Consider the following 25778-nt stretch of genomic DNA (forward strand, 5'->3'; position numbering starts at 1 on the left):
AAAATCTCGACGAAATCGAGATTTTTTATTTATTTCTTCGTATTTTATAGAGTGCCTTCGCTACAGGAATCGTAATGATTGTGGATACAAACGCTTCTGGAATCCCGTTAATAATGATAACACTAAGGATTGCTTTTGTAACTGCAATACCTTCAATACCACGCGCAGATCCGTAGGCATCTTTAAAGAGAAGATAGATGAGCCCCATTACGAATATTGTATTGGTCATGGAACCAAGGAATCCAGCGAGACCTAAACGTACTGAATCGTTTTTAATGACACGACTTTCCACAATATAGTGAGGAATAACACCGACTAAAATACGAGGGAAAAGTGCAATGACAAGGGCTAAGGGACTTCCCGATGTTGTACCAATAACAGGAACAAGTGGTGAAAATGCGAATGATAGAATGGATGGGCTAAGGGTGTTGTTGATCATTGAGTTTATCCCAAAGATTAAACCCAATCCTGCACCCGCCGTTGGCCCGAGGATAATTGAACCGATAATGACAGGGATATGTACGATTGTTGCTTTTATAAAGCCGAGATGAATAAACCCAAGGGGTGTCATTGATAGTAGGATGATAATCGCGGCAAAAAGCGTAAAGAGTGTATAATTGAGCGTTTTCTTTTTAGCTTTCATAATTGTTTCCTTTTTGTATCCACCATGAGAGGAGGCCTTGTAGTAGTAAGTCGGGTTCGAAATGCCAAGATCCATTACATAACGGTAAGATTGCCTTTGAATTGCCACCGGTTACGACAAAGGTTGTACTTGGATAATCTTCAGATATAAGCGCACGGTAGTTTTTTAATATGGAGGCAGTACCATATAATGCACCTGATAATATATTCTGTTCTGTATTGAGACCAAGGTAATGAGGTGTATCATTAAGATTAATGGTCGGAAGAAGTCCAGTTTTTTCACCCAGAACGCTTAAACCCAGGCGTACCCCAGGCATAATAGCGCCACCTTTAAATTGATTCTCAGAGAGCACATTAACGGTCGTGGCTGTTCCTAAATCAAAAACAGCAATGTCGTTGCCATAAAGTTCTTTTGCACCATACAATGCGAGGATACGGTCCATACCCAGTTTTCCATCGGGATAAAGGGAGAAGTCCATTCCAAAATCATCGCTGTGTTCTAGAACTTTCGCATTCAGTTTGAAATAGGAATCCATAGAACTTTTAATTAATTGAGTTTTATCAGGTCTTACGGATGCGATAATACAAACATTAATCTTTTGATGTCTATTTTGCATTTCAAAATACTTTAAGAAATCATTTTGGGTTTGGTAAGCATGAGTCGGAATGGTAAATTGATCTGATAATTCATGTTCACCAAATCCAAATGCGGTATTAGTATTCCCAATATTAATCACACAAATCATGCGGAAACTCCTTGAAATAAAGCATCAACATGATCGAGAATTGTGTCAATTTCGGCAAGCGCTCCTTTTCCTTGATCGCCACATGCAAGTACTGAACTTCTTGGCTCAATTTCAACCCAACCTCGTTTTTCCAAAAGTTCTAAGTTATCTTGTGTTGCTTCGTTTTCATACATATAAGTATTCATAGCGGGTGCAATGAATTTCGGAATACCATGCACGGCTAGCGTTGTTGTTGATAACATATCATCGGCAATGCCATGAGCGATTTTCGCGATAATATTTGCGGTAGCTGGTGCAATTAAAAGAAGATCTGCAGACTTTACAAGGTCAATATGCATGATTTTATTTGGATCACCCTCACTTAATACATCATAATGAACAAGATTTTTAGTGAGTGACTGGAACGTTAAAGGGGTAATAAAAGCTTGTGCAGAATGGGTCATAATAACGTGGACTGTATATCCGCGTTTTGTCAGCTCGTTGGCTAAATCTGCAGATTTATACGCGGAAATACTTCCACTAACACCTAAAATAATTGTTTTCATATTGACTCCTGACTCTGTGTGTAGAGTAATTGTACGAGTGAAGACGCAATGGCTTCCTTGGTATGCGCTTGGTGAATCAAGCCGGTTTTATCAATAAAGTACGCTATGTGTTCGCTGTGATGAATATCCTCTAACCGATTCGCAACAACAAGGTCGCTTCCAGCCTGGTTTATTTGAGATTCGGCTGCGATTTTTAAGGATTCTAAGTTTGTATTGGATAATAATTTAAAGCCGACCAAAAAAACATCGGGTTGTTTTAGTTTAAGTTGATTTATGACCTTCGGTGTTTGTTTCAAGGTCAGTACCAGGTTTTTATTGGAAGAAGATATCTTCGCACTCATGGGTTCTTTTGAATCCAATAAAACTTGTCTAATATCTTCTTTTGTTGGTTGTGGATTCTGTTGCAAGAATTCAAAAACATTAGATGTCATGCGATCAAGAGACGTAATTGCATCCACTTCATAATCACTTATAGCCATAGCATGAATCATTACATCAAAAGAAACGGTATCAAAGAGGTGTGTAAGCACTCTAGAAACGGAGGCTACCGTATCCACTTCAAATTGTCGACACGACAGGGTAGGAAGGGCACTGCCTCGTGCATAGACATAATAAACATTTGCCCCTGCTTCGATGAATGCATCCGCAATTTTGCTTCCTAAACGACCCGTTGAGGTATTGGTGATGCGACGAACCGTATCGATGGGTTCAGAAGTTCCACCAGAAGTAATACATACATTAAAATTCGTTTTCATAAGAGACATCCTTTGCTAAAATCATGGCCCGAAGTTGTTTAAATTGTTCATCAACATTTGCTTCGGTAAGCCCTCCTAAAAGGGAATACACACTTAATCCTTCAATCATAAACATCATATGGTCGCGGAGCGCGTCGATATTGGGACTTACAACATAATTTTGTTTAACCCCTAAAGACAACATCTCCTCAAGTGTGTTACGAATGCTATCCACTTGAGCCTCACGAAATGCAAAATCTGCTTCAGATCGATGCGTAAAGTTGTATTCATACATGGCTCGTAATAAACTCTCGCTCATATTGAGAAGACGTTTCTTCTGCGTTAGAAAATAAGCGTCCAACAATTCCAAAAAATCAACATTTTGATGAACAGAGTCACGAATCCCTTCGAATTTACGACGTTCTCGGGATAAGACAACATCTTTAAATATTTCTTCGACAGAGCTAAAATAAAGATAAATTCCTCCACGACTAATCTCACATTCTTCGATAATATCTTTCATCGTAACGCCAGCATACCCTTTACGGCAAAACACAAGGCGTGCTTTCTCGAGAATCAGTTCATATTTTGCCTTTCGCATTGCTTCATTTGAAACACGAGTCATCGAAACACCTCACTTAATGACACCAGTGTCATTTTTCTAAGCTTATTTTATGACACTGGTGTCATTAAGTCAAGCGCAAATAAAAAAAGCCATCAAAATGGCTTCGTCTCACAACACAATGTAATGACTTGATCGGCTTCATCAAGAATTTTGAATCCAAGGTTTTGAAATAAGCGTAAAGAAAACGTATTGTAGTTTCTAACCTGTGCAAAGATTTCGGGGATACCTAATACGGTTGCTCGAAATAACAATCCTTCGACCGCAGCAGTTCCAATATGTTGGTTTTGATATTTTGGATCGATGATAATCTTAATCTGATTTCGAATAAGGGCGATACTACCACATTGATGGAAGGTATCCCCATGAAGAATTTCTATATAGTAAAGCTCACCATTCTCAGCAAGATTTGCATAATACGATTCGACTTCTTGATCCGAAAAAATCATACGATCGCCGCGAAGCGCAAACATCAAATCTTCGTTTTCCATCCATGATCGTGCTTCATCGGACAAAACATCAAATTTCACAAGATGTAAGGATTCTGATAAGTGTATAAAAGCTGGTTGATTCTTTGTATTCATAGTTACCCCTCCTTTAAGACAGTTTATCATGTGTCCCCTTTGAACTTGGTGAATGTTTATGGAAAATTCCCAAGCGCGTGTGTCTTTACATAAACGATTAGGTATTGTATATTTGTTTTACTTTAAAGGAGGATACGATGAATACAATTATAGGACTTGGTATTGTACTTGAAGCCTCAGATAAAACAATTGGACAAATTGAGAATATCATGGATCTTGTGGATAGTTATAAAACTAAAATGGAAATAACACATCCGAAAGAAGGGGATTATCACGATTGGATTACCGAAACTGTGGATGGAAATATCTATTCCACAATCGAAAAACTTGCCTATCGAACATCCTATGCTGATATTGAATTTAGAATTGGCGATACAGATGTGGAAGCGCGCATGAGCATCACGAATGAAACAGATGCATTGGTCGTGAAATTTGATATTGCGGAAGAACACATTCTACCGGAAAAGAGTGTAGAGCATTTAGAATCTGCGACACAATTAATAACACAAATTTTTGAGATTATTGATCGCAATGTCGAATATGAGTACTTATTCTGTGATAATGAAGCGGAATACCTCTATTCAAAAGAACGCCTCTTAGAAGTGGGTCATCAACCCTATGCGCTCTTTAAAATGAATGATCGCAATACAGTGTATGCACAATGGTATCTTGATGGTTTTACATTGAGAGGATCCCATTAAAGAATCAAAACCAGGTCTTTAGACCTGGTTTTTTTATAAAATAACTAGATTTTCATGTAAGCGATATGCGCTTGAACCAAATCGATTTCTAAAATAACCAATAAAGCAAGCACATTTAAGGAAGAAACTTATTTAAGCCGCTACAAATCACATCCGTTTTACGGTTTTTATCTCAAGATGGACAAGAAAAGGGCAGTATTTAAGGTGTAAAAGAAGTATGCTTAGTACTGTTTGGGAGGCGATGTCCATGGAAGAAACTAAAAAAATTAAGAGAAGAATCTTTTTAAGTGTTTTTGTATTAATCGTTGCATGCGCATGTCTATATTTCTTAGTAACATTTGAAGCGAGTGCAAGCCCTCAAGAATTTCCACTTGAGAGTGGAAACTACATTGTGGGAACGGATCTCGAGCCAGGAGAATATATGCTTCTGACAGATCAAGAAGGGTATTTTGAAATAAGAAATCAAAATGCGACTCAAATTAAGAGTAATGATAATTTTAAAGGAAACTCAATTATCACGTTAAAGGAAAACGAAACAATTGAAGTATCAAAAGCACGTTTATATCCTTATGCCACATCACCGAAACTTAACCCACAGGCCGATGGCATGTATAAGATTGGTGAGCATTTAGAAGCGGGAACGTATAAACTACAAACTGAATTAAGTGGTTATTATGAAATCACAACAACATCCAATCACAATGTGGATGATATACTTGAAAATAATAATTTTACGGATCCAGTTACGATATATGTTAAGGATGGAGAGTATCTAAAGCTTAATTCAGCCTCAATTCTTGAACGTCCATCCTCATAAAATGAATAAAAAGCACTTACTGGAGACGGAATCGCCAATAAGTGCTTTGTTTTAATTAAAATGGTGCCGCCACCGAGAATCGAACTCGGAACTGAGCATTACCATTGCTCTATTTTGCCATTGAACTATGGCGGCATTGCATTACTATAATACTCAATGTAATTCAAAAAATCAAATACTATTTCAAATAAACTTCAAGGAAATATTTTTTAGTTAAGAATTCCCGTTATTTAGTAATGCTTTACTAATTTTTAGAAGTAACTTTTACTGATGAAAGCGTTATAACTGTGGTACAATGTTAAAAAATAGGAGGCAAGTATGAAGGATTTAACTTTAGTAATATTAGCTGCTGGAATGGGAAGCCGTTACGGTGGATTAAAACAAATTGACAAATTCGGAAAAAATGGAGAGGCAATCATTGATTTTTCAATCTATGATGCAATTCAAGCAGGATTTAATAAACTTGTATTAATTATTCGTGAAGAGCATGAAGCAATTTTTGAAGCAGAACTTGTTGGGAAAATTCGTCCATTTATTAATGTGGAATATGCTTTCCAAAGCACAAGTGATGTTCCTGAGTGGTTTGAAGGGGTTGAAGGCCGTGAAAAACCTTGGGGAACAACACATGCGCTGCTTGCTGCACGGAACCATGTATCGGGACCTTTTATGATTATTAATGCAGATGACTACTACGGAAAAGCTGCTTTTGAGGAAATGGCACGATTCTTAAATGAAGAAGTTACAGATCAACAAGCTGCAATGATGGGATACATTGTGGACAATACGATTACTGATAATGGAACAGTAACGCGTGGGGTCTGTAAAAATGTAGAAGGTTTCTTAACGGATATTGTGGAAACAGATGGCATTAAGCGTACAGATAAAGGGGTTGTTGGTGGACCTGATGAAACCCTGATTCCTGATGGAACACAAGTTTCAATGAACTTCTGGGGCTTTACACCGGCAATCTTTGATCTAATGGAAACAAAATTTGAAACATTCTTAAAAGAAGATGTTGCGAAAAACCCTATGAAATCAGAAGCATTACTCCCTAATGATGTGGGATCTTTAATCCATGATGGTAAATTATCGGTTAAGATTTTAGATACACCCGATCGTTGGTTCGGTGTAACCTATCAAGAAGATAAACCAATGGTTCTTGCGCAGTTTGCGAAGTTCCAAGAAGATGGTACATACCCGGAAAAACTTTGGGATAAATAATTTACAAAAGGCTACGAATTATCGTAGCTTTTTTTTATGGCTTTATCGATACACGGTGGCATTAATTGAAAAGCTGTCGTATTATAGAAACATAAAGGTAGGTTATTGTTATGTATGAATCAAATTTTCAATTTTATCCAATCACAATGGATGAAAAACCACACAGTGTTCGTGTGGATCTTAATGCCCTTGTTATTGAACCGGATTATCCCCATCTCTATGTTGTTAGAAAGCCGTATAACGGGCGAGACAACGGATTTCCTACGGAGTTAGCTTTTGATACCCTAAATGAATTTGAAACTGCTGTCACAGATTTCTTAAGCCCTATGGATGTTCAGTTAATTGGAGCGATAACTGGAAATGATGTTTGTGACTATTTCTTTGTTTCAAAAGCGTGTATAAGTCTTGAATCCATCCTTAAAGAACGCTTCCCCCAAGAAGTCATGGGTGTCATTGTTCGTGAACATGATGATTTTGAAATCTACAAAAGTGTTCTATTCCCCAACGAATATCAATTAGCGATGATCTACAATCAAAATCTTTGTTTGAACCTTGAACGCGAAGGAGAACGATTTGAAGTAGAACGGGATGTCGAAGTGTTAACGGTGTTTGAACGACAAGAAGATGCACAACTATTCAGTCAACACTTTGAACAATTTGCACATACCCAAACCATCGAGCCACGGGAAGATGGTTTGATTCAAACCCGAATGATTGCTTCAATTGTTCCAACATTACCCACTATGAATGGTATTTCACAACACATCGTATCCCTCACGAATCAATATAACGGATCATATGAAGGTTGGTATTGCAACGTTCACAAATAAAAAAAGGATTGAAATCGGCACCATTACCGAATTCAATCCTTTTTATTTTTTTAATCGAAAAGAGACTAAGCCTGATCTTTAATTGCTTGTTCTTTAAGAATTAACTTACGGTTCCAAACCATAAGAACCGCTGAGATAGCACCGGCAATTGCAACACCGATCCATTTATACTCAACAAGTTTTACCATCATAAATGGTAACCATGAACTACCATAATCAATACTTGAAATCAATGCAGAACCACCTGGGATTGCAAAGTTGGCTGCTTTTGCAGCTTCAGTAAAGATTGGAGCAATATTTGTACCAATTAAAAGACCAATCGATACGGTAAAGATTCCAACGATCAGTGTACGGAAGAAGTCTCCACCACAAAGAGGTGCAATTAAAACAAACATAAATGGTAAACCAGCAAGACTTGCGAACGGCAAGAATTGGTTACCTGGAATGATAAAGGCAAGAATAATTGTGATGGGAACCATTACAAGTGAAATGGTAAGGGTAACAGGGTTACCAACACCGACTGCTGAATCAAGTCCAATAAGAAGGTTTGAGTTTTCTCCATATTTCTTTTGGATTTTAGCTTGAACTGCTTCACTAATGGGCATTAAACCTTCCATAAGAATTGCGGACATTTTTGGTGTTAAGACTAAAACAGCCGCCATCACGATTGCAAGGTTTGTAATCCCTTTGAAATCATAACCGGCAACAAGACCTAATAAAATCCCAACAACAGTACCAAGGATTGCAGGATCACCAAACATACCAAATTTTTTCTGGAATGCTTTTTCATCAAGTTTAATTTTATTAATACCTGGAATTTTATCAATAATTGCATTTAAAACATAAGCGATGGGTGCAAAAGATGCGGTAAATGCATGTGGAATTGAAATACCGGGTAACCCAAGTTGTTTTTCAACAAGTGGTGCGGTACGGTCTCCAATAACCATGATAATCACCATATTAAAGGCTGCCATTAATAGACTCACAATTAAATCATTGGTAATCATAAAAACAAGAGAACCTGTAAAGGCAAAATGCCAGAAGTTCCAAATATCAACGTTAACCGTTTTTGTTGTTTTTGTTGATAACATAAGAATGTTAACCAAAATCCCAACAGGGATAATTAATACCCCAACAGCAGAACCGAATGCAATAGCACTTGCTGCAGGCCAACCAACATCAAGAACCGTTAAGTTTAGACCAAAATTCGCAACCATCTGTTTTGCAGCAGGTTCCAAATTCTTTGTAAGTAATTCAATAACGATATTTAATCCAATAAAACCAATACCAACCATTAATCCTGATTTAAATGCTTTACTAAACTTAACCCCGAGTGCTAACGCAAAGATGGTAAAGATGATCGGCATCATTACAGCAGGACCAAGGTCAACAATAAAATTTAAAATTGACATGACTATGCTACTCCTTTAGTTAAAATATCTAAGATTTCCTGATTCGTTTTTCCTTGTAATAATTGATTTAAGAAATCGTCATCGGAAAATGTCCCCATAAGTTTACTTAAAATTTGCACTTGTTCTTCTTTGTTTTTCACAAGTAAGAAAAAGAACAGTTTTACATTGAGATCATTATCCGTAACCATTTCTTTATATGCGATTGCTTCAGATACACGTACAAAGGCAATCCCTGGTTTATGAATGTATGTTGAATCGACATGAGGGATTGCAACGCTGCATACAGGGGCTGCAAGTCCTGTTGGATAGGTAGCTTCGCGTTCCTTTAGTGCACCTAAATAAGCTTCATTAACGTATCCAAGATCGAGAAGATGTTGATTCATCACATCAAATAATTCATCTTGCGATGATACGTCTAAATCTAAAAATACTAAATCTTCATTAAACACTGTCATCACCACGTTTTCTATAAGCCGAGAATTTCAATAACGTTATCAATGGTTGCTTGAGCACCCATTCTCGTTAAAAGGGATAGCCCTGATACAACAGGAATTCCATAACCTTCTCCACCTTGAGCTGTAGTTACGATTACATCTTGATCCGATGCAATGGATGGCAATTCAGCAAGTGAAGTTTGAATAAATTTAACGTGGTCAAGAAGCCCTTTTGCTTCGAGTCCTGCTTTAAGTTTTGATGTGGCAACAGTACTTGTTGCGATACCAGAGCCGCATGCTACAATAATAGTTTTCATAAAATACCTTTCCTACTCAGTAAAGAGTGATTTCAAATAAGAAATATTCTTATTTTTAATAATGTTTGACACTTTGTATTGATGGTCGATTTCCGTATAGAGTTCTGCGAATAAGTCGGAATATTGGGTGCGATGGTCTTGATCAATGAGAATCATGAGAATAAGTTGAACGTGATCATATTTCCACGGGATGGGTTTATCGAGAACACATGCCACAATGGAGGGTCGGTATACAGAACCTTCGATATTGTGAGGGATACAAACGAGGTTACCGACCTCAGTAGAACCAAGCGCTTCGCGTTCTAGAATCGATTCTTGACACGCTTTATCGATATAGCCAAGGGTGAGGGCTTTTTGGCTCATCATTTCAAGAAGTTCTTGAGGTGATTGCGCATCAGGATTAACTAAAAAAAGTTTCTCGTCGAATAAATCTGCGACAGAATGAGTGTTTGTGGGTTCGCCTTTGATATATCGCTTAATATGTGCGATATCCTGGTCGGTAACAATTGCGGAAACAACAACTGTAGGAACCCCTAAATTACGATCGATGTGGACCGTAGAAATAAGCAAATCCACATCATCCATATCGTGTTTATCAAGTTGATAAAGAGCACTTACTTTTTTAATTTCAAGTGCCTCTTTAAATTGAGACTCTAATTTCGCTTTCAGAAGCATTGCAGTCCCGACTCCTGTCGTGCATACAACAATTGCGCGTGTTGTTTCACTTTTTTCGTCGTGCCGGGCGCGTTCGCGAGCACCACAGAAATGAAGGGCGAGGAACCCAATTTCATCTAAGTTAAAGGCTACTGCGTTTGTTTTTAAAAAATGAAAGGCAAGAACTTTCGCAATTTGAATTTCAAAAGGATAATTCTTCTCGATATCATCCAATAATTCGTTACGGATTGAAAGTCCAAGTTCAATGCGTTTGAGCGCACTTTCGAGGTGAGTCATCAAGCCTTGTTTTAGAATCTCATCGTTACGGAAATCACTACCATAAATCCGATAAATGTCATCGAGGGCTTCATTGAGGATCTGTAAATTGCGATGGGACTCTGAATTGACATTATCAACATCTGTATGGAGTTTTTTTTGAGAACTTAAATGGATATAAATATTAATGATTTCACTCTTCGGAATTTTAATGGCTAATGCCTCTTCCAGCATCACCGCTAACGCTTCGGCACATAAATAAGCTTTTGAATCCGTTTGAATTGATGTGGTTGTATTGCTTAAACCCAGCTTACCTTGTTCAATACGTGTCAAAGCAATTTCAATGTGAATCGAAAGATTTTTAAATCCAATATCTGTGAGATGGAGTTGATACTCTTGAATGCATGTCACAATAATGCGCTCAATGATATCCATGCGAGGGGTATTTTGTCCGATAATACGATTCATGTCAATGGTAGATTTTTCCATGACAAGGTAATCATTGATGAGGCGACGAATGCTGTTTTCATCACCGGTTAGGACCAACCCTCGCTTATAGTCATTTTCCAGGAAAATATGATATTCCCTTAGAATCCGTCTTACACTAACAAGATCTCTTTTGAGTGTTGATAAACTTATAAATAAATTATCAGCAAGTGCTTCTAATGTAAAATAAGTACTGTTCAAAGTTCCGTTCGCAATTTTACGAATAATCCATTCAACCCGAGATTGTCTTACATTCGGTAATACGTTATTATCGAACTCATCATTATAGAAATAGGTTTTCCACATTTCGTTTTTGTATGAGTCATCGATCAGATAACCTTTACCGCGTAACGAGGTGATGGCCATGTTGCTTTTTTTAAGGATGTGATCGATTGCCTGAACTTCCCGTTGAACCGTTTTGCTCGATATATTCAGTTCAGTTGCAATATCATCACTTGTAATTGCATCATGTGCATTGATTATCAACAACAGAATACTACTTTGTCTTTGTGTTAATTCCATCAACATCAGCTCTCACACATAGTTTACTTTATTCTATATAGTGTGCAGTTCGTGTTTGTCCTTTGTCAACGGACATGCTTAGGGTGAGAAGTCTGTTGGGAAGCGACAGGGTAAAAAGCGAGTTGATAAGAATTTGGGAAGGCATATGCTATAATGACCAAAGAACATTAAGTGGAGGAACGTTGTGAAGTTATTGATTGAAAAGTATAAGATGAGTATATTTGTGGTGTTAAATTTACTCTTAACCATTGGAATGAATTTGGGGCATCCTGTAACACCGACTCTTTTAAAATCGATGGATTTACCACCGCATGTTTTTGGCTTGTCGTTTGCGGCGATGTGTCTTACAAATTTTATTTTTGCTCTTGTGTGGTCGAATGTCGCAAATGGGATGAAAAAGACACGTATTTTAATGATATCCTCGATTGGTTATGCGATTGCTCAATTGCTTTTTGGGTATGCGTTAAATCGCTATAGTATTTATTTTGCGAGACTTTTAAGTGGTATTTTCGCTGGAGGATTCCAAGTAGGTCTTATGAGTTATGTAGTGAATGAAGCACCAGAAGAACGCCAATCTCATTACATAACAATCTCATCGATTATAGTCAGTGTAGGGGCAGCACTTGGATTCTTTATTGGTGGGTATCTTGGTGATTTTTCTGTGCGACTCACGTTTGTGATTCAAGCGGTATTTCAAATTGTACTAGGTGTTTTATTTTATTTTATTTTAGGACGATATGAGAAAATCGAAGAAAAGATGGAATGGTCCATGATTCGCAACTCCAATCCATTAAAGGTCCTTCAGTCATCGCGTCATTTAATGAAAGATGTGGTTTTGATTTTATTGATTGTAACGTTCACATCATCCGTTGGAACAACTTTGTTTGACCAAAGTTTTAATTATTATATAAAAGATATTTTCAACTTTGTACCCAGCCAAAATGGAATTATTAAAGCCATTACCGGATTGTTTGCGGTTGTGTTGAATGTTATTTTAATTCGACGTCGCAATCGTAAAAAACAAGCGGTTGAGTTGGGTCTTTTAAAAACCGTGTTTATTGCGATGGGAACGCTCGCTATGATTGTAAGTTTTAGCCAGACATCAAAACCCTTTGTTGGTTTTGCGTTAGCGTGGTTTGGTATGTACACAGTGATGATTCCTATTCTTCAAAATTCAGTAATCTCAAACAAACGCAGTGTTGAGGAAGGGAACCAACTGGCAGGCCTCTATAATTCATTATTAATGCTCGGAAAAATTTTCGGGGCATTACTTACGAGTCTGGTTTATACGATTTCGCCGTCATCAACCTTTCTCTTTGCTGGCTTTATCTTTATTCTGTCATTTATCGTTTTACTCAAACCCGAAAAAAGCATCGCGAAATAATAAGAGACATCGTTACACAAACGATGTCTCTTATTACATTATGGAAACATGGAACCCGCCTCGATTTATAATGTAGAAATTAAAGGAGGATTGAATATGAAAAAAATTGCGATCATTGGTGGTGGGAATGGTGCTCACGCAGCCGCCGCTGATTTAACACTCAAAGGGTACTCGGTTACTTTAATCGAAGATGCGCGGTTTAAACATAATATGCAAACGGTCTTTGATTCACTCCAAATTCATGTGACCGGTGTCGTGGAAGGCACCGCAACCCTAACATCCGTAACAACAGACTTACAAAAGGGCGTTGCGGACGCAGAGATTATTCTTGTTGCCGTGCCAGCCTTTGCCCACAAAGATTATGCATACCGCCTTGCACCATGCTTGCAAGAAGGGCAGATCGTTTTTATTGTTCCAGGGACATTTGGGAGTCTGATATTTAAGAAGGCAATGAATGATGTAGGCAATCATGCCAATATTGTATTTGCGGAATCACATACACTTCCTTATGCTACACGAATCATTGAGCCAGGTCATGTGATGATTATGAGTCGCTTCGATCCACTTAAAGTTGGTGTCTTACCAGCAAAAGAAACAATGCGCGTCTGTCAGATATTATCGGAACTTTATGATGGCATTCAACCTGTGGAAAGCATTGTTGCTTGTGGATTAAACAGCTTAAATCCTATTATCCATGTTCCAGGATGTATCCTTAATGCAGGACGGATTGAAAAGGCCCGTGGGGATTTTTATTTTTACACTGAAGGATTTACTTCTTGTGTTGTGCGTACTACTGAAGGGCTGGATCAAGAACGAATCCGTCTTCTTGAAGCTTTCGAATACAATTTTGAAACGGTAAATAAAGGGGTAGGTGGTCCGGATGCATCGGATGATCTTCATCAAGTAATTTCAGAGAATCCGAGTTTTGCTTCCATTAAAGGTCCAGCTGATGTGAAGGGAAGATATTATTCGGAAGATATTCCCTTTGGACTCGCAACGTGGGCCAAATTAGCACAGCACATTCATGTGGAAACTTCGATAATGAACAGTCTTGTGACATTGGGTTCATCCATATTAGGGAAAGATTGTTGGACAATGGGGCCAAGCATGGCAGATTTAGGGATTCAAAACATGAGTATTCAAGAAATCAAACGTTTCATAGAATAAAAAGAGTTCAGTACGAAAGTACTGAACTCTTTTTATTTGAATAGTGAACCAATAATATTTCCACCGGCAATAAATGTGCCGATTGAACTAAAGAGTGATGTAATTACAAAAATTAGTAAAATACGTAAAACTTTGTTCTTAAACCACATTTTCGGTTGGGTTGCATGCGTGGATAAGGCATCAAAATCTTCGAATGTTGGTGGACGTTGATATGCTTCCATGAGACCTGCAAACATACCGACGCCTAAAACGGGTGAGAGTGTCCCAATCCATGCGGTAAGGGCTGTTGTGAGAATTGTAAGCGGGTGTGCTAGGCAAATGATTGCACCAAGGGTTGCAAGGCCACCGCTTAATGCAAACCACACCAAAAGATCGTTAAGAGCCATGTGTGGATTTTTAAGCGTGAGCGCAACCAGTAATAAAATAATTATTCCCGGTACGATCCAACCTGATAAATTCAATTTTTTCTTTGCGGGGATTTGATTTAGTTCATAAAGCGAATGGTCTTGATCCAGTACCTCAATGATACCTTCAGTATGAGCAGCCCCTACAACAATCACAATTTCTTTTTCAGGTAATGCTTTAATTTTTTCGGCCATAAAAGCATTTCGCTCATGGAGAAGACTTTTAGAAATTGCTGGAAGTTTTTCATCCATTTCACGAACAGACTCAAACAATAAATCACTCTCTTTTAAATTCTCAACATCAACTTCTGAAACCGAATCATCTTCGAAGACACTTAAAATGAGCGTGGAAAGCAAGGATATTTTTTTAAAGAAAGTGAGATTTCCCCAAATGCGTTTAAAGGTTACTTGGACATCACGATCAATATAATGAATCGAAGCGTTAAACGTTTTAGCGCTTTCAATTGCTTGCTTCATTTCTTGACCTACAGATGTATTAAGGTCATCTGCGAGTTTTTTCTGATAGGAAGAAAGGACCAAGGTGGCAATAAAAGCACCAACTCGTTTGGTTTTAATAATCTGCTTAATATCAACTTCTTTATATTTATCAGATTCCATAAGGTTACGAGCCCGGTTATCATCCAATTCGATACAAACAGCCTGTGGCTGAACGGAAGCAATTGCTTCTTGTACATCAAGGACGGATTGCTTGGATACATGAGCGGTGGATACAAAATGCAATGTTTTATCTTTAAATTCTACTGTTTTCATAAGATACCTCGTACCATCATCATATCAAATTCTAAATGTCATCCATAGTACTTGATTTGAATTGACCGCGAAACATTAAGATTACTTAAGAATATAGTCAATGAATGATATATTTTTTTCAAAACTTGTCGATTATAATCAATTTGAGGGGTGAGCACGATGTTAGACTCTAATCTAAAGAAAATACGTTTAAAACGAAAATTAACGCAGCGTGAGCTGGCGAAACGTGTAAATTATTCTCAACAAGCAGTCGCAAAGTGGGAAGTGGGGGTTTCGAATCCAGATATTTCAAATCTTGTAAAGATTTGCGAGGAACTGAATATTTCTGTGGAGTGTCTTCTCTGTCAAAAACCGAAACACATGCAAGATTTTGATGAATGGAGCTTACATTTAGCGTTTTATCATGTGCTAAATTTATGTGGGACGCATCATGAAGTCGGTTTAAATATTCGAGAGTTGGATGAAGAAAACAAAATAAAACTTATCAATGAACTGGTTCTTTTTTTACGGAAGAAAGCCCTTTTAATGAAGTCAGAATTGAAGTCAGAGTTATAGTTAAAATGTGATAAGCGGATACGTCATGTGTCCGCTTGTTTTACATCAAAAAGATGGGGCGCTTTGTACATGCATGCCTTTAAATAATTATTCAATCATGAATCTAAACAGTCATGAAGGATAGCAGGGGCTATTTGTTGGAAATATTTAACACTGGAATAATAAAAATCTTGACTTTCTGAATAAAGTTGGTAGAATATCTATGTTATCAATTAACCAAAGACAGTAACGGGGCAACCTTAATAATGTTACCGAGGTGAAAGTATAAAACTTTTGAACCTGTCTTTTGGATGGGTTTATTTTTTTGGTTTAATTTGATTTCCGAGATCGAATGGAGGTGAATCATTTGCGTACAGAAATTTTAGAAAATAAAAAAGCTGTTGTTGCAGAGATTCAAGAAAAAGTAAAGAATGCCGGATCAACAGTTGTTGTTGAGTACCGTGGACTAACCGTAGATCAAATGACTGAACTACGTCGTCAACTTCGTGCAGAAAACGTTGAATTTAAAGTTTATAAAAACTCAATGTTCCAACGTGCTGTCGAAGGCACAGACTTTGAAGGTTTAAAATCCGAATTAACAGGACCTAACGGTGTTGCGTTTGGAGAAGATGCTGTTGCACCTGCTCGAGTATTAGCTAACTTCGCTAAGAAGAACAAAAAGTTAATCCTTAAAGCTGGTATCGTTGACGGTAACTTAGTAGACCAAGAAGAAATCAAAGAACTCTCAGCATTACCAAACCACGATGGCATGATTGCTATGTTGGCTGGAATGTTCCAATCACCAATTCGAAGCTTTGCTTACGCTGTATCACAAGTTGCTGAACAACGTGCAGAGGGCGGAGAAGTTGTTGAAGAAGCAGCAGTTGCTGAAGAAGCACCTGTTGTAGAAGAAGTAAAAGAAGAAGCTACAGAAGCTTAATTAAATAGGAGGAAATATTAAGATGGCAAAATTAACATCAGAAGAACTAATCGCTTCCCTAAAGGAAATGACAATCTTAGAATTAAATGAATTAGTAAAAGCAATCGAAGAAGAATTCGGAGTTTCAGCAGCAGCACCAGTTGCAGTTGCAGCAGCATCAGATGCTGGTGAAGAAGAAGGACCAAGCGAAGTTTCAGTAATCTTGAAAGAAATCTCAGGTTCAAAAGTTGGAGTTATCAAAGCATTACGCGACATCACAGGTTTAGGTATGATGGAAGCTAAAGCATTAGTTGACGGCGCACCAACAGCAATTAAAGAAAACATCAAACCAGCAGAAGCAGAAGAAATCAAAGCTAAACTTGTTGAAGCTGGCGCAGTTGTAGAAGTTAAATAATTAACACGTTAAGAAGGATCTTCTGTGAGTCATTACTTTACAGACAATTCTAATTTGAATAAAAACCGGAGAGATATCCCTTTCCGGTTTTTAGACATTAGTTTTTCAGTTATCTCGGATGATGGGGTTTTCTCGAAAGATGGCCTGGATCGCGGTACCGAAGCACTGCTTAAAGTCTGTGTCAATCATCCCTTAAAAGGAAAGGTTGCAGACCTAGGATGCGGTATTGGGGTTGTGGGTGTGATTCTTTCGCATTTCTTTAGTGATATTGAAATGACGGGCGTCGATATTAATCCGCGTTCGGTTGAACTCGCCAATATAAACTATGAAAAATATAATGTGAATGGAATTAATAAAATTCAAGATGGGTTGGATGGCGTGTATGACTTTGTAATTAGCAATCCGCCGATTCGTGTTGGAAAAGAAAAAATGTATTCTTTATTTGATAATGCTTACAATGTTTTGACCAAGGATGGGATGTTTATCTTTGTAATTCGTAAGTCACATGGAGCGAAGTCTGCGCAAGCAAAATGTGAAGCATTATTTGGTAATTGCACGTTATTAAAAAAAGAAAAGGGATATTACATCTATTGTGCCTCAAAGCGTTGACTGTAACCCACATTAGTGATAATATATATAATTGCATAATAGTGGATTTATGCGCGTTTTTTTGGTTGTTATAAAAAGTACAGGAAAGGATGGCATAAATGGAGAAAAACCAAGTATATAGTGTAAAGAAATTTGGTAATAAGGCTACCCGTCGTGATTATTCTCAAGTTAGTGGAACCTTAGAATTGCCTAATTTGGTAGAAATTCAAACGGATGCGTATGAATGGTTTAAAAACGAGGGACTCTTTGAAGTTTTTAACGAAATCTATCCTATTCAAAGCTATAATGAAAATGTAAAACTAAAGTTCATTGATTATTCATTTGGTGAACCTAAATATAACGTAGACGAATGTCGATCACGCGAAGCAAACTATGCTGCGCCACTTCGAGCAACAATGCGTCTAGAAGTAATTAACAAACAAACTGGTGAAGTGATTGAAAAAGAAGAAGAGGTGTTCCTCGGTGATCTTCCTTTAATGACTGAAACAGGTACCTTTATTATTAATGGAGCGGAACGAGTTATTGTTTCGCAAATTGTGCGTTCTCCTGGAGCGTATTTTAAGTCTGAAAATGATGATAAAACGGGTCGTGACACGTTCATGTCCGAATTAATTCCAAGTCGTGGTACTTGGTTAGAATTTATGAGTGATGATCGTAAAGCGGCTAATGGTCGTGTTATCAACATGAAAGTTGACCGTAAGCGTACGATTGTATCCACAATTTTGTTCAAGTCTTTTGGTTTAAGTCTTGATTTACAAGAAGGTGAAGATGCATTTGATACACATTCATTTAAAACGTTCTTAAATGCTATGAATTTACCTGTTTATGATGAATGGGAAGAAATTGATAGTGAGAAACGTGAATTCTTAACTTTATATGCGTTACTCTATACAGCATTCTTTGGAAACTATCCTGAGATTGTGAACTCATTAGTATTAGATAAGACTGTTACGTTTGAAGATTCATTACGTGTAATGTATGAAAACCAACGTGCTGATGAAATCCCTACAACTGACGGTGCTATCAACTTGATGAACGCGAAGTTCTTAGATCCACGCCGTTATGACCTTAATAAAGCAGGTCGTTATAAAATTCATAAAAAACTTGAAGTTTACAATCGTGTAAATGGAACCGTTCTTACAAGTGATATCAAAGATATTAACGGTAATGTTGTTTTTGAAAAAGGAACACATATTACACGTCGTGATGATGTCTTAAAATTACGTGATGTATTACGCGAAGGCGGACACATGAATGTATTCCCACTTAAGAATATCTTCTCTGCACCCGATGTACGTGATATCACGGTTGATGGAACCGTGCATTTAGTTGGACGTATCTTATCGAAAGATGTTGATGGTGATGATTTTGAATTTGAACGCGGAACGGTTCTTACTGCACAAGATCTTGAGACCTTAAAAGGCGAAACGATTCAAATTTACACAGGTATCATGGGTAAAGAAGTTGTGGTAACAAAAGATAACGTATGGGCAGTGTTAAACTACTCACAACGTTTATATACTGTTGGACGTATTCTTGATGCTTCTGGAGCAGATATGATGTCTGCAAAAGGAAATCTAATCGCAGATCGTTTCACACCAAATTACAACGTACCTAAAATTAATAAAACAAATGAAAAACTAATTGTTGATTCATTAGAAGATGGCCCCGTAACAATGTGGTTAGTCGGAGCAGCAATGCAAGAATTGTTTGTTGCGCATGAAGATGATCATGAAGAAATTGTGAAGATTGTTGGTATTGATCCATTACTTGAAAAAACAACAATCGTAGCATCAGATATTTATGCTACATATTCATATTTCTTAAACTTCATTGATGGTGTTGGTAATGAAGACGATATTGACCAATTAGGTAACCGTCGTATTCGTACAGTTGGAGAATTAATCCAAAATCAATTCCGAATCGGTTTAAGCCGTATGGAACGTGTTGTTAAGGAACGTATGTCAATCTCTTCAGATTCATCGAACCTAACACCCAAAAATCTTACAAACGTTCGTCCATTGACCGCAATGGTTAAAGAGTTCTTCTCTTCATCCCAATTGTCACAATTTATGGACCAATTAAACCCACTTGCTGAACTTACAAACAAACGTCGTATTTCAGCTTTAGGACCGGGTGGACTTACACGTGACCGTGCTGGTTTCGAAGTTCGAGATGTTCATACATCACACTACGGTCGTATTTGTCCAATCGAAACACCTGAAGGACCAAATATCGGGTTGATTTCGAACTTAACGTCATATGGAAAAATTGACAAGTATGGTTTTATTCAAACACCATACCGAATCGTTACTCCAGATGGAACCGTTACTGAAGATATTATTTATCTATCTGCAGACGATGAGTTTGAATATGTTATTGCGCAAGCGAACGAAGTGCAAGATCACAAACTTGTGAACGAAGAAGTTGTTGTTCGTTACCGTGGTGAAAATATTCTTGCCCACCGTGACACTGTAGAACTTATTGACGTGAGTCCTAAACAAATTGTTTCTGTTGCGACTGCGGCGATTCCATTCTTGGAAAATGATGATGCTTCTCGTGCCCTCATGGGTGCCAACATGCAACGTCAAGCTGTTCCGCTTTTAAAACCGAACTCACCATTTGTTGGTACGGGTATTGAACACCGTATTGCAAAGGATTCAGGGAGTGCGGTAATCTGTCATGAAGACGGAATCGTTTCTTATGTTGATGCAAACCGCGTTATTGTAAACGGAGTATCAGGAAAAGAACGTACATATTTATTACAGAAATTCAGACGATCAAACCAAGGAACATGTATTAACCAAAAACCTTTAGTGGCTCTTGGTGAAAAAGTTTCAAATGGTGACATCCTTGCGGATGGTCCATCCATGCAAAATGGTGAGCTTGCTCTTGGTCAAAACGTTACAGTCGCATTTATGACTTGGAACGGATATAACTATGAAGATGCGATCATCATGAGTGAACGTCTTGTGAAAGAAGATGTCTATACATCAATTCATATTGAAGAATATACACTTGAAGTTCGTGAGACAAAACTTGGACCTGAAGAAATTACCCGTGATATACCAAACGTAAGTGAAGTTGCATGCCGTCATCTTGATGCACGCGGAATCGTTATGATTGGTGCTGAAGTTAAAGAAGGCGATATCCTTGTGGGTAAAGTAACACCTAAAGGACAAAGCGAAATTTCTCCAGAAGAAAAATTATTACTTGCAATCTTTGGTGAAAAATCCCGTGAAGTACGCGACAACTCACTTAAAGTTCCACACGGTGGATCAGGTATTGTTCAAGATATCAAGATCTTTAGCCGCGCGGAAGGACATGACTTGCCACCTGGAGTAAGTGAATCTGTTAAGGTTTACATCGTTCAAAAACGTAAAATCCATGAAGGTGACAAGATGGCTGGACGTCACGGTAATAAAGGGGTTATCTCTAAGATTCTTCCTGTAGAAGATATGCCATACATGGAAGATGGTACACCTGTTGATATTATGCTTAACCCTCTTGGGGTTCCAAGTCGTATGAACATTGGACAAATCTTAGAATTACATCTTGGTATTGCAGCGAAGAACTTAAATATTAAGTTTGCTACAAGTGTTTTCGATGGTATTGAAACAGATGAACTGTTTAATATCATGAAAGAAGGTAACGTTTCACCTGATGGTAAGATGGTACTTTATGATGGACAAACTGGTGAGCGTTATGATGAACGTATTTCAGTAGGTGTTATGTACATGCTTAAGTTATCACATATGATTGATGATAAACTTCATGCTCGTGCAACAGGACCTTACTCACTTGTTACCCAACAACCACTTGGTGGTAAAGCACAAAATGGTGGACAAAGATTTGGAGAGATGGAAGTTTGGGCACTCTATGCTTATGGAGCTGCAAACACACTTCAAGAAATCCTTACCATTAAGTCCGATGACGTAAATGGACGTACAAAGACTTATGCCGCTATTCAAAATGGTGAAGATATTCCAGAACCTGGAATTCCAGAATCATTCCGAGTACTTAAACATGAACTCCAAGCACTTGCACTTGATGTGAAATTCTTGGACGAAAACAAAGAAGAAATCAAAGAAAGTCTTGTAGATGGTGATGAAGAAGTTGCTTCAGCACCATCACAAGATGTTCCGCAACCAGAAATTGTTGTGGAAATCGAAGAAACTAATGAGGTTGAATCACTAAACCTTGATGAGCAAGCGTAGAAGGAGGCGGTAATCTCATGAGTATTAATAATTTTGACTCGATACAACTCGCTTTAGCGTCCCCTGAGCGCATTCTAGAATGGTCTCATGGAGAAGTTAAAAAACCAGAAACAATTAACTATCGTTCACAAAAACCGGAACGTGATGGATTGTTCTGTGAAAAGATTTTTGGTCCTACAAAGGATTGGGAATGTTACTGTGGTAAGTACAAGAAAGTACGTTACCGTGGTGTTATTTGTGATCGTTGTGGCGTTGAAGTAACGAAATCTGCTGTGCGTCGTGAACGTATGGGGCACATAACGTTAGCTGCACCTGTTGCACATATTTGGTATTTACGTGGTATTCCATCACGCATGAGTTTATTACTAAACATTACCCCTAAAATTTTGGAAGAAGTTGTGTACTTCGTAAAATGGGTTATTGTGGATCCTAAGAAATCAGGATTACAATACAAACAAATTATTGATGACCGCGAATATCGTGAATACATCAATCAATACGGACCGAATGGTTTCGTAGCTCAAGCAGGTGGAGAAGGTATTAAAACCTTGCTTGAAAATATGGATTTAGAAAAAGAACGTAATGAAATTCTTGAGTTATTAGAAAATGCTAAAGGTGACAAGCGTAAGAAGTTAATTCGCCGTCTTGAAACGGTTGAAGCATTTATTAATTCTGATAACATGCCAGAATGGATGGTACTGACTGAACTTCCAGTTATTCCACCAGATTTACGTCCGATGTTACAACTTGATGGTGGCCGTTTTGCTGCTTCAGATGCAAACGACTTATACCGTCGTGTAATCACACGTAATAACCGTCTGAAACGTTTACTTGAAATGGGTACACCACAAGTTATCGTTCAAAACGAAAAACGTATGCTTCAAGAAGCTGTTGACGCATTGATTGACAATGGTCGTCGTTCAAAACCTGTTACAGGTGCTGGTGGACGTCCTCTAAAATCACTTTCACACAGTCTTAAAGGGAAACAAGGTCGTTTCCGTGCCAACTTACTTGGTAAACGTGTAGACTTCTCAGGTCGTTCAGTTATCGCTGTTGGACCAGATCTTAAGATGTATGAATGTGGTATTCCTAAAGAAATGGCAATTCAACTCTTTAAACCATTTGTTGTAAATGAGATGAAGGTTCGTGGAATTAGTAATAATGCTAAAGCTGCTGAAAAACTTATTGAACGTCAAGATCCACGTGTTTGGGATATTGTTGAAGAAGTAATTCAAGATCACCCTGTGCTCTTAAACCGTGCCCCTACACTTCACCGTCTTGGTATTCAAGCCTTTAAACCGAAAATGATTGAAGGTCGTGCAATTCGTCTTCACCCTCTTGTAACGCCTGCGTTTAACGCGGACTTTGATGGTGACCAAATGGCGGTTCACGTTCCATTATCCGAAATGGCTCAAGCAGAAGCAGAATTGCTCATGCTTGGTTCACGTAATATTCTTGGTCCTAAAGATGGAAAACCGATTGTTACACCATCTCAAGATATGGTTCTTGGAAACTTCTATCTAAACATGGAAGAATCTCCAGAAGAATTTGAAGAAAAAGCATTACAATGTGAAGCTCGTGGCGATATGGAAGAAGGTGCTAAATGGCGTCGCTTTGGTGAAAACCAAGGTAAAGCATTCCGTGACATCAATGAGGCACAACTTGCATATGAACATGAGTTGATTCACTTACATACACGTATTTGTGTTCGTGCATCATCACTTAAGAAATCAACGTTAAGTGCAAAACAAAACGAAATGTACCTTGTTACAACGCTTGGTAAACTTATCTTTAACGATATGTTCCCAAGTGACTTCCCATACTTAAACGAGGTTTCACCGGATAACTTTAAAGCGACACCGGATAAATTCTTTGTTGCGATGGGACAAGATGTTCGTGAAATTATTAGTGCAATGCCACTTAATAATGACTTCAAGAAAAAAGATCTCGAGAAAATTATCAAAGAAATCTTTGATCGTTACTCAATCGATAAAACAGCTGAAATCTTAGATAACATTAAAGACTTAGGTTTCCGCTATTCAACTGTTGCGGGTATGACTGTTGCGTTAAGTGACATCAATGTTGCCCCTAACAAAGAAAAATATGTTGATGAGGGTAAAGAACAAGCTGCGAAATTAATGAAACAATACAAACGTGGTCGTTTAACAGCTCAAGAGTGGGAAGGTAAACTGATGACTCTATGGGATGGTATTAAAGGACGCGTTGGTGCGGAATTAATGGACGAACTTGCTCGTAAAAACCCTATCAATATGATGGCGACATCGGGTGCTCGTGGTAACGTTTCTAACTTTACTCAGTTATCCGGTATGCGTGGTTTAATGGGTAAACCTACTCAATCAAAATCAAAAGCAGGCTATCAATCATCAATTATTGAAGTTCCAATCTATTCGTCATTCCGTGAAGGTCTAAATGTTAGTGAATTCTTCGTTTCTACTCACGGTGTGCGTAAGGGACTAACCGATACTGCTCTTAAAACAGCGGAATCAGGATATCTTACACGTCGTCTTGTTGACGTTGCGCAAGATGTCACAATCGTTGAAGATGACTGTTATAGCGACAACGGTTTCCTTGTAGAGGAAATTGTAGATCGTAAATCTAATACAATTGTTGAGTCACTCCATGACCGTCTTGTTGGACGTTATATTAAAGAAACAATTGTTGATCCAAAAACTAAAGAAGTTATTATCGAAGAAGACGAATATATCGATGAGTTTGCTGCAAAACGTATTGTGAATGCAGGAATCAAACAAGTTCGCATTCGTTCTGTATTCTCATGTGAATCAAAACATGGTATCTGTAAAAAATGTTACGGACGTAACATGGCAACAGGTGAAATTGTTGAGGTTGGAGAAGCAGTCGGTATCGTTGCCGCTCAATCAATCGGGGAACCGGGTACACAGCTAACCATGCGTACGTTCCATACCGGTGGGGTTGCGGTTGCTGGTGGGGAAGATATCACTCAAGGTCTTCCACGTGTTGAAGAACTCTTTGAAGCGCGTTCACCAAAACTGGGTGCTGCGATTTCTGAAATTTCCGGACGTATTACGGATATCCGTAATGCCGAAGATGGTTTCGGTTATATCATCACCGTTGCAAACGATAAAACATCTGTTGAGCACCATACATTACCACATCAACCTGCTCGTGGTTGGTTAAAAGTTGGTTCTGAGGTTTCAGCCGGTGAAAAACTAACAGAAGGTTCTGTAGATCCTAAGAAACTTATGGAATATGCAGGACGTCTCGATGTTCAAAAATACATTTTAAAAGAAGTTAAAAAAGTCTACCAAAGTGGTGGTATCGAAATTTCTGATAAGCATATTGAAGTTATGATTAACCAAATGATGCGTAAAGTTATTGTAATTGATGGACAAGATACAGGAATTTCTCCTGGTGTTCAAATGCATGTTGATAACATGACTCAAATCAATGAAGATATCCTTATGGAAGGTAAGAACCCTGCACGTTATCGTCCAGTGTTACTCGGTATTTCTAAAGCTTCTGTTGAAACGGAATCATTCTTATCAGCTGCTTCATTCCAAGAAACTACAAAAGTTCTTACGGATGCAGCTATCAAGTCTAAGATTGATCCACTCATGGGTCTGAAAGAAAATGTTATCATTGGTAAGAAAATTCCAGCGGGAACAGGTTCTGAATTATACCGTGAATCAACTGAAATGGTTAAAGAAATGGCTGAACTCAAACGCCAAGAACGTATTGAACGAAATACAATTGAGGAAGAGGATTCCGTTATTAGCGAAATTATTCGTGGATAATTGAGGTTTATAAATCAATGC

At 38.0% G+C, this 25778-nt stretch carries 23 protein-coding genes, 1 tRNA gene and 1 other annotated feature; of the genes, 12 read left to right on the forward strand and 12 right to left on the reverse strand.

The features are described 5' to 3' along the window. Positions 1–25 precede the first annotated feature (25 nt). From AAG186_RS00650 to AAG186_RS00675, 6 genes are all read right to left on the reverse strand, one after another. Positions 26–643: an ECF transporter S component gene (locus tag AAG186_RS00650; protein WP_342621795.1), complete on the reverse strand. Its 618-nt coding sequence runs from the start codon at positions 641–643 to the stop codon at positions 26–28. Continuing rightward, a complete protein-coding gene (locus AAG186_RS00655) occupies positions 633–1388 on the reverse strand; it encodes a type III pantothenate kinase (RefSeq protein ID WP_342621796.1) in 756 nt (251 codons plus the stop codon). The genes AAG186_RS00650 and AAG186_RS00655 overlap by 11 nt, the downstream gene beginning before the upstream one ends. Then, positions 1385–1933, reverse strand: a complete 549-nt coding sequence (locus tag AAG186_RS00660) for a phosphopantothenoylcysteine decarboxylase (protein ID WP_342621797.1) — start codon at positions 1931–1933, stop codon at positions 1385–1387. The genes AAG186_RS00655 and AAG186_RS00660 overlap by 4 nt, the downstream gene beginning before the upstream one ends. Beyond that, on the reverse strand, positions 1930–2688 hold the full coding sequence (locus AAG186_RS00665) for a phosphopantothenoylcysteine decarboxylase (protein WP_161637210.1): 759 nt from the start codon (positions 2686–2688) through the stop codon (positions 1930–1932). Before AAG186_RS00665 ends, AAG186_RS00660 begins: the two co-directional genes overlap by 4 nt. Beyond that, on the reverse strand, positions 2672–3292 hold the full coding sequence (locus AAG186_RS00670; protein ID WP_200542491.1) for a TetR/AcrR family transcriptional regulator: 621 nt from the start codon (positions 3290–3292) through the stop codon (positions 2672–2674). Before AAG186_RS00670 ends, AAG186_RS00665 begins: the two co-directional genes overlap by 17 nt. A gap of 92 nt (positions 3293–3384) precedes the next feature. Continuing rightward, positions 3385–3873 (reverse strand): GNAT family protein, encoded by a 489-nt coding sequence (locus AAG186_RS00675; protein ID WP_342621801.1) that lies wholly within the window; start codon positions 3871–3873, stop codon positions 3385–3387. A gap of 137 nt (positions 3874–4010) precedes the next feature. Between AAG186_RS00675 and AAG186_RS00680 the strand changes: the two genes are divergently transcribed. Further along, positions 4011–4574, forward strand: a complete 564-nt coding sequence (locus AAG186_RS00680) for an Imm64 family immunity protein (protein ID WP_161637205.1) — start codon at positions 4011–4013, stop codon at positions 4572–4574. Between the two features lie 247 nt (positions 4575–4821). Continuing rightward, on the forward strand, positions 4822–5391 hold the full coding sequence (locus AAG186_RS00685) for a hypothetical protein (protein ID WP_125163777.1): 570 nt from the start codon (positions 4822–4824) through the stop codon (positions 5389–5391). Between the two features lie 61 nt (positions 5392–5452). Here AAG186_RS00685 and AAG186_RS00690 read toward each other — a convergent pair. Further along, positions 5453–5526, reverse strand: a tRNA-Thr gene (locus AAG186_RS00690). A gap of 183 nt (positions 5527–5709) precedes the next feature. Between AAG186_RS00690 and AAG186_RS00695 the strand changes: the two genes are divergently transcribed. Further along, on the forward strand, positions 5710–6612 hold the full coding sequence (locus AAG186_RS00695) for a sugar phosphate nucleotidyltransferase (RefSeq protein ID WP_342621804.1): 903 nt from the start codon (positions 5710–5712) through the stop codon (positions 6610–6612). A 110-nt stretch (positions 6613–6722) separates the two neighbouring features. Then, a complete protein-coding gene (locus AAG186_RS00700; RefSeq protein ID WP_161637202.1) occupies positions 6723–7442 on the forward strand; it encodes a DUF695 domain-containing protein in 720 nt (239 codons plus the stop codon). 65 nt (positions 7443–7507) lie between these two features. Here the strand turns inward: AAG186_RS00700 and AAG186_RS00705 are convergent, their stop codons facing one another. From AAG186_RS00705 to AAG186_RS00720, 4 genes are read right to left on the reverse strand one after another with little or no spacing between them, the layout of a single operon-like run. Then, positions 7508–8854: a PTS transporter subunit IIC gene (locus tag AAG186_RS00705; protein WP_161637200.1), complete on the reverse strand. Its 1347-nt coding sequence runs from the start codon at positions 8852–8854 to the stop codon at positions 7508–7510. A gap of 2 nt (positions 8855–8856) precedes the next feature. After that, entirely contained in the window at positions 8857–9309 is a 453-nt protein-coding gene (locus tag AAG186_RS00710) for a PTS sugar transporter subunit IIA (RefSeq protein ID WP_202606003.1), read from the reverse strand. Positions 9310–9320: 11 nt separating this feature from the next. Further along, positions 9321–9605, reverse strand: coding sequence for a PTS sugar transporter subunit IIB (locus AAG186_RS00715; protein WP_342621808.1), 285 nt, complete (start codon positions 9603–9605; stop codon positions 9321–9323). Between the two features lie 12 nt (positions 9606–9617). Further along, the gene (locus AAG186_RS00720) at positions 9618–11543 is read right to left on the reverse strand and encodes a PRD domain-containing protein (protein ID WP_161637197.1); all 1926 of its coding nucleotides are present in this window, start codon (positions 11541–11543) and stop codon (positions 9618–9620) included. Between the two features lie 184 nt (positions 11544–11727). Between AAG186_RS00720 and AAG186_RS00725 the strand changes: the two genes are divergently transcribed. Further along, positions 11728–12927 carry an MFS transporter gene (locus AAG186_RS00725; RefSeq protein WP_161637195.1) on the forward strand — a complete coding sequence of 400 codons (1200 nt, stop codon included), beginning with the start codon at positions 11728–11730 and terminating at the stop codon, positions 12925–12927. A gap of 96 nt (positions 12928–13023) precedes the next feature. Next, positions 13024–14094 carry an NAD/NADP octopine/nopaline dehydrogenase family protein gene (locus tag AAG186_RS00730; RefSeq protein WP_342621811.1) on the forward strand — a complete coding sequence of 357 codons (1071 nt, stop codon included), beginning with the start codon at positions 13024–13026 and terminating at the stop codon, positions 14092–14094. A gap of 32 nt (positions 14095–14126) precedes the next feature. Here AAG186_RS00730 and AAG186_RS00735 read toward each other — a convergent pair whose 3' ends face one another. Next, positions 14127–15269: a TraB/GumN family protein gene (locus tag AAG186_RS00735; RefSeq protein WP_342621813.1), complete on the reverse strand. Its 1143-nt coding sequence runs from the start codon at positions 15267–15269 to the stop codon at positions 14127–14129. A gap of 159 nt (positions 15270–15428) precedes the next feature. Between AAG186_RS00735 and AAG186_RS00740 the strand changes: the two genes are divergently transcribed. The 6 genes from AAG186_RS00740 to rpoC all read left to right on the forward strand — a co-directional run bounded on the left by AAG186_RS00740 (position 15429) and on the right by rpoC (position 25757). Further along, entirely contained in the window at positions 15429–15824 is a 396-nt protein-coding gene (locus AAG186_RS00740) for a helix-turn-helix transcriptional regulator (protein WP_200542488.1), read from the forward strand. Between the two features lie 198 nt (positions 15825–16022). Then, positions 16023–16136, forward strand: a sequence feature (ribosomal protein L10 leader region). Positions 16137–16170: 34 nt separating this feature from the next. Beyond that, on the forward strand, positions 16171–16743 hold the full coding sequence (rplJ, locus tag AAG186_RS00745; protein ID WP_161637188.1) for a 50S ribosomal protein L10: 573 nt from the start codon (positions 16171–16173) through the stop codon (positions 16741–16743). A 22-nt stretch (positions 16744–16765) separates the two neighbouring features. Further along, positions 16766–17137 (forward strand): 50S ribosomal protein L7/L12, encoded by a 372-nt coding sequence (gene rplL / locus AAG186_RS00750; protein WP_125163718.1) that lies wholly within the window; start codon positions 16766–16768, stop codon positions 17135–17137. A 24-nt stretch (positions 17138–17161) separates the two neighbouring features. Beyond that, a complete protein-coding gene (locus tag AAG186_RS00755) occupies positions 17162–17746 on the forward strand; it encodes a methyltransferase (RefSeq protein WP_342621817.1) in 585 nt (194 codons plus the stop codon). Between the two features lie 98 nt (positions 17747–17844). Then, positions 17845–21963 (forward strand): DNA-directed RNA polymerase subunit beta, encoded by a 4119-nt coding sequence (locus tag AAG186_RS00760; protein ID WP_200542486.1) that lies wholly within the window; start codon positions 17845–17847, stop codon positions 21961–21963. 17 nt (positions 21964–21980) lie between these two features. Beyond that, positions 21981–25757: a DNA-directed RNA polymerase subunit beta' gene (gene rpoC, locus AAG186_RS00765; RefSeq protein WP_161637183.1), complete on the forward strand. Its 3777-nt coding sequence runs from the start codon at positions 21981–21983 to the stop codon at positions 25755–25757. Positions 25758–25778 lie beyond the last annotated feature (21 nt).

The organism is Erysipelothrix sp. P66 (assembly GCF_038682365.1).
GTDB lineage: Bacteria > Bacillota_I > Bacilli_A > Erysipelotrichales > Erysipelotrichaceae > Erysipelothrix > Erysipelothrix piscisicarius.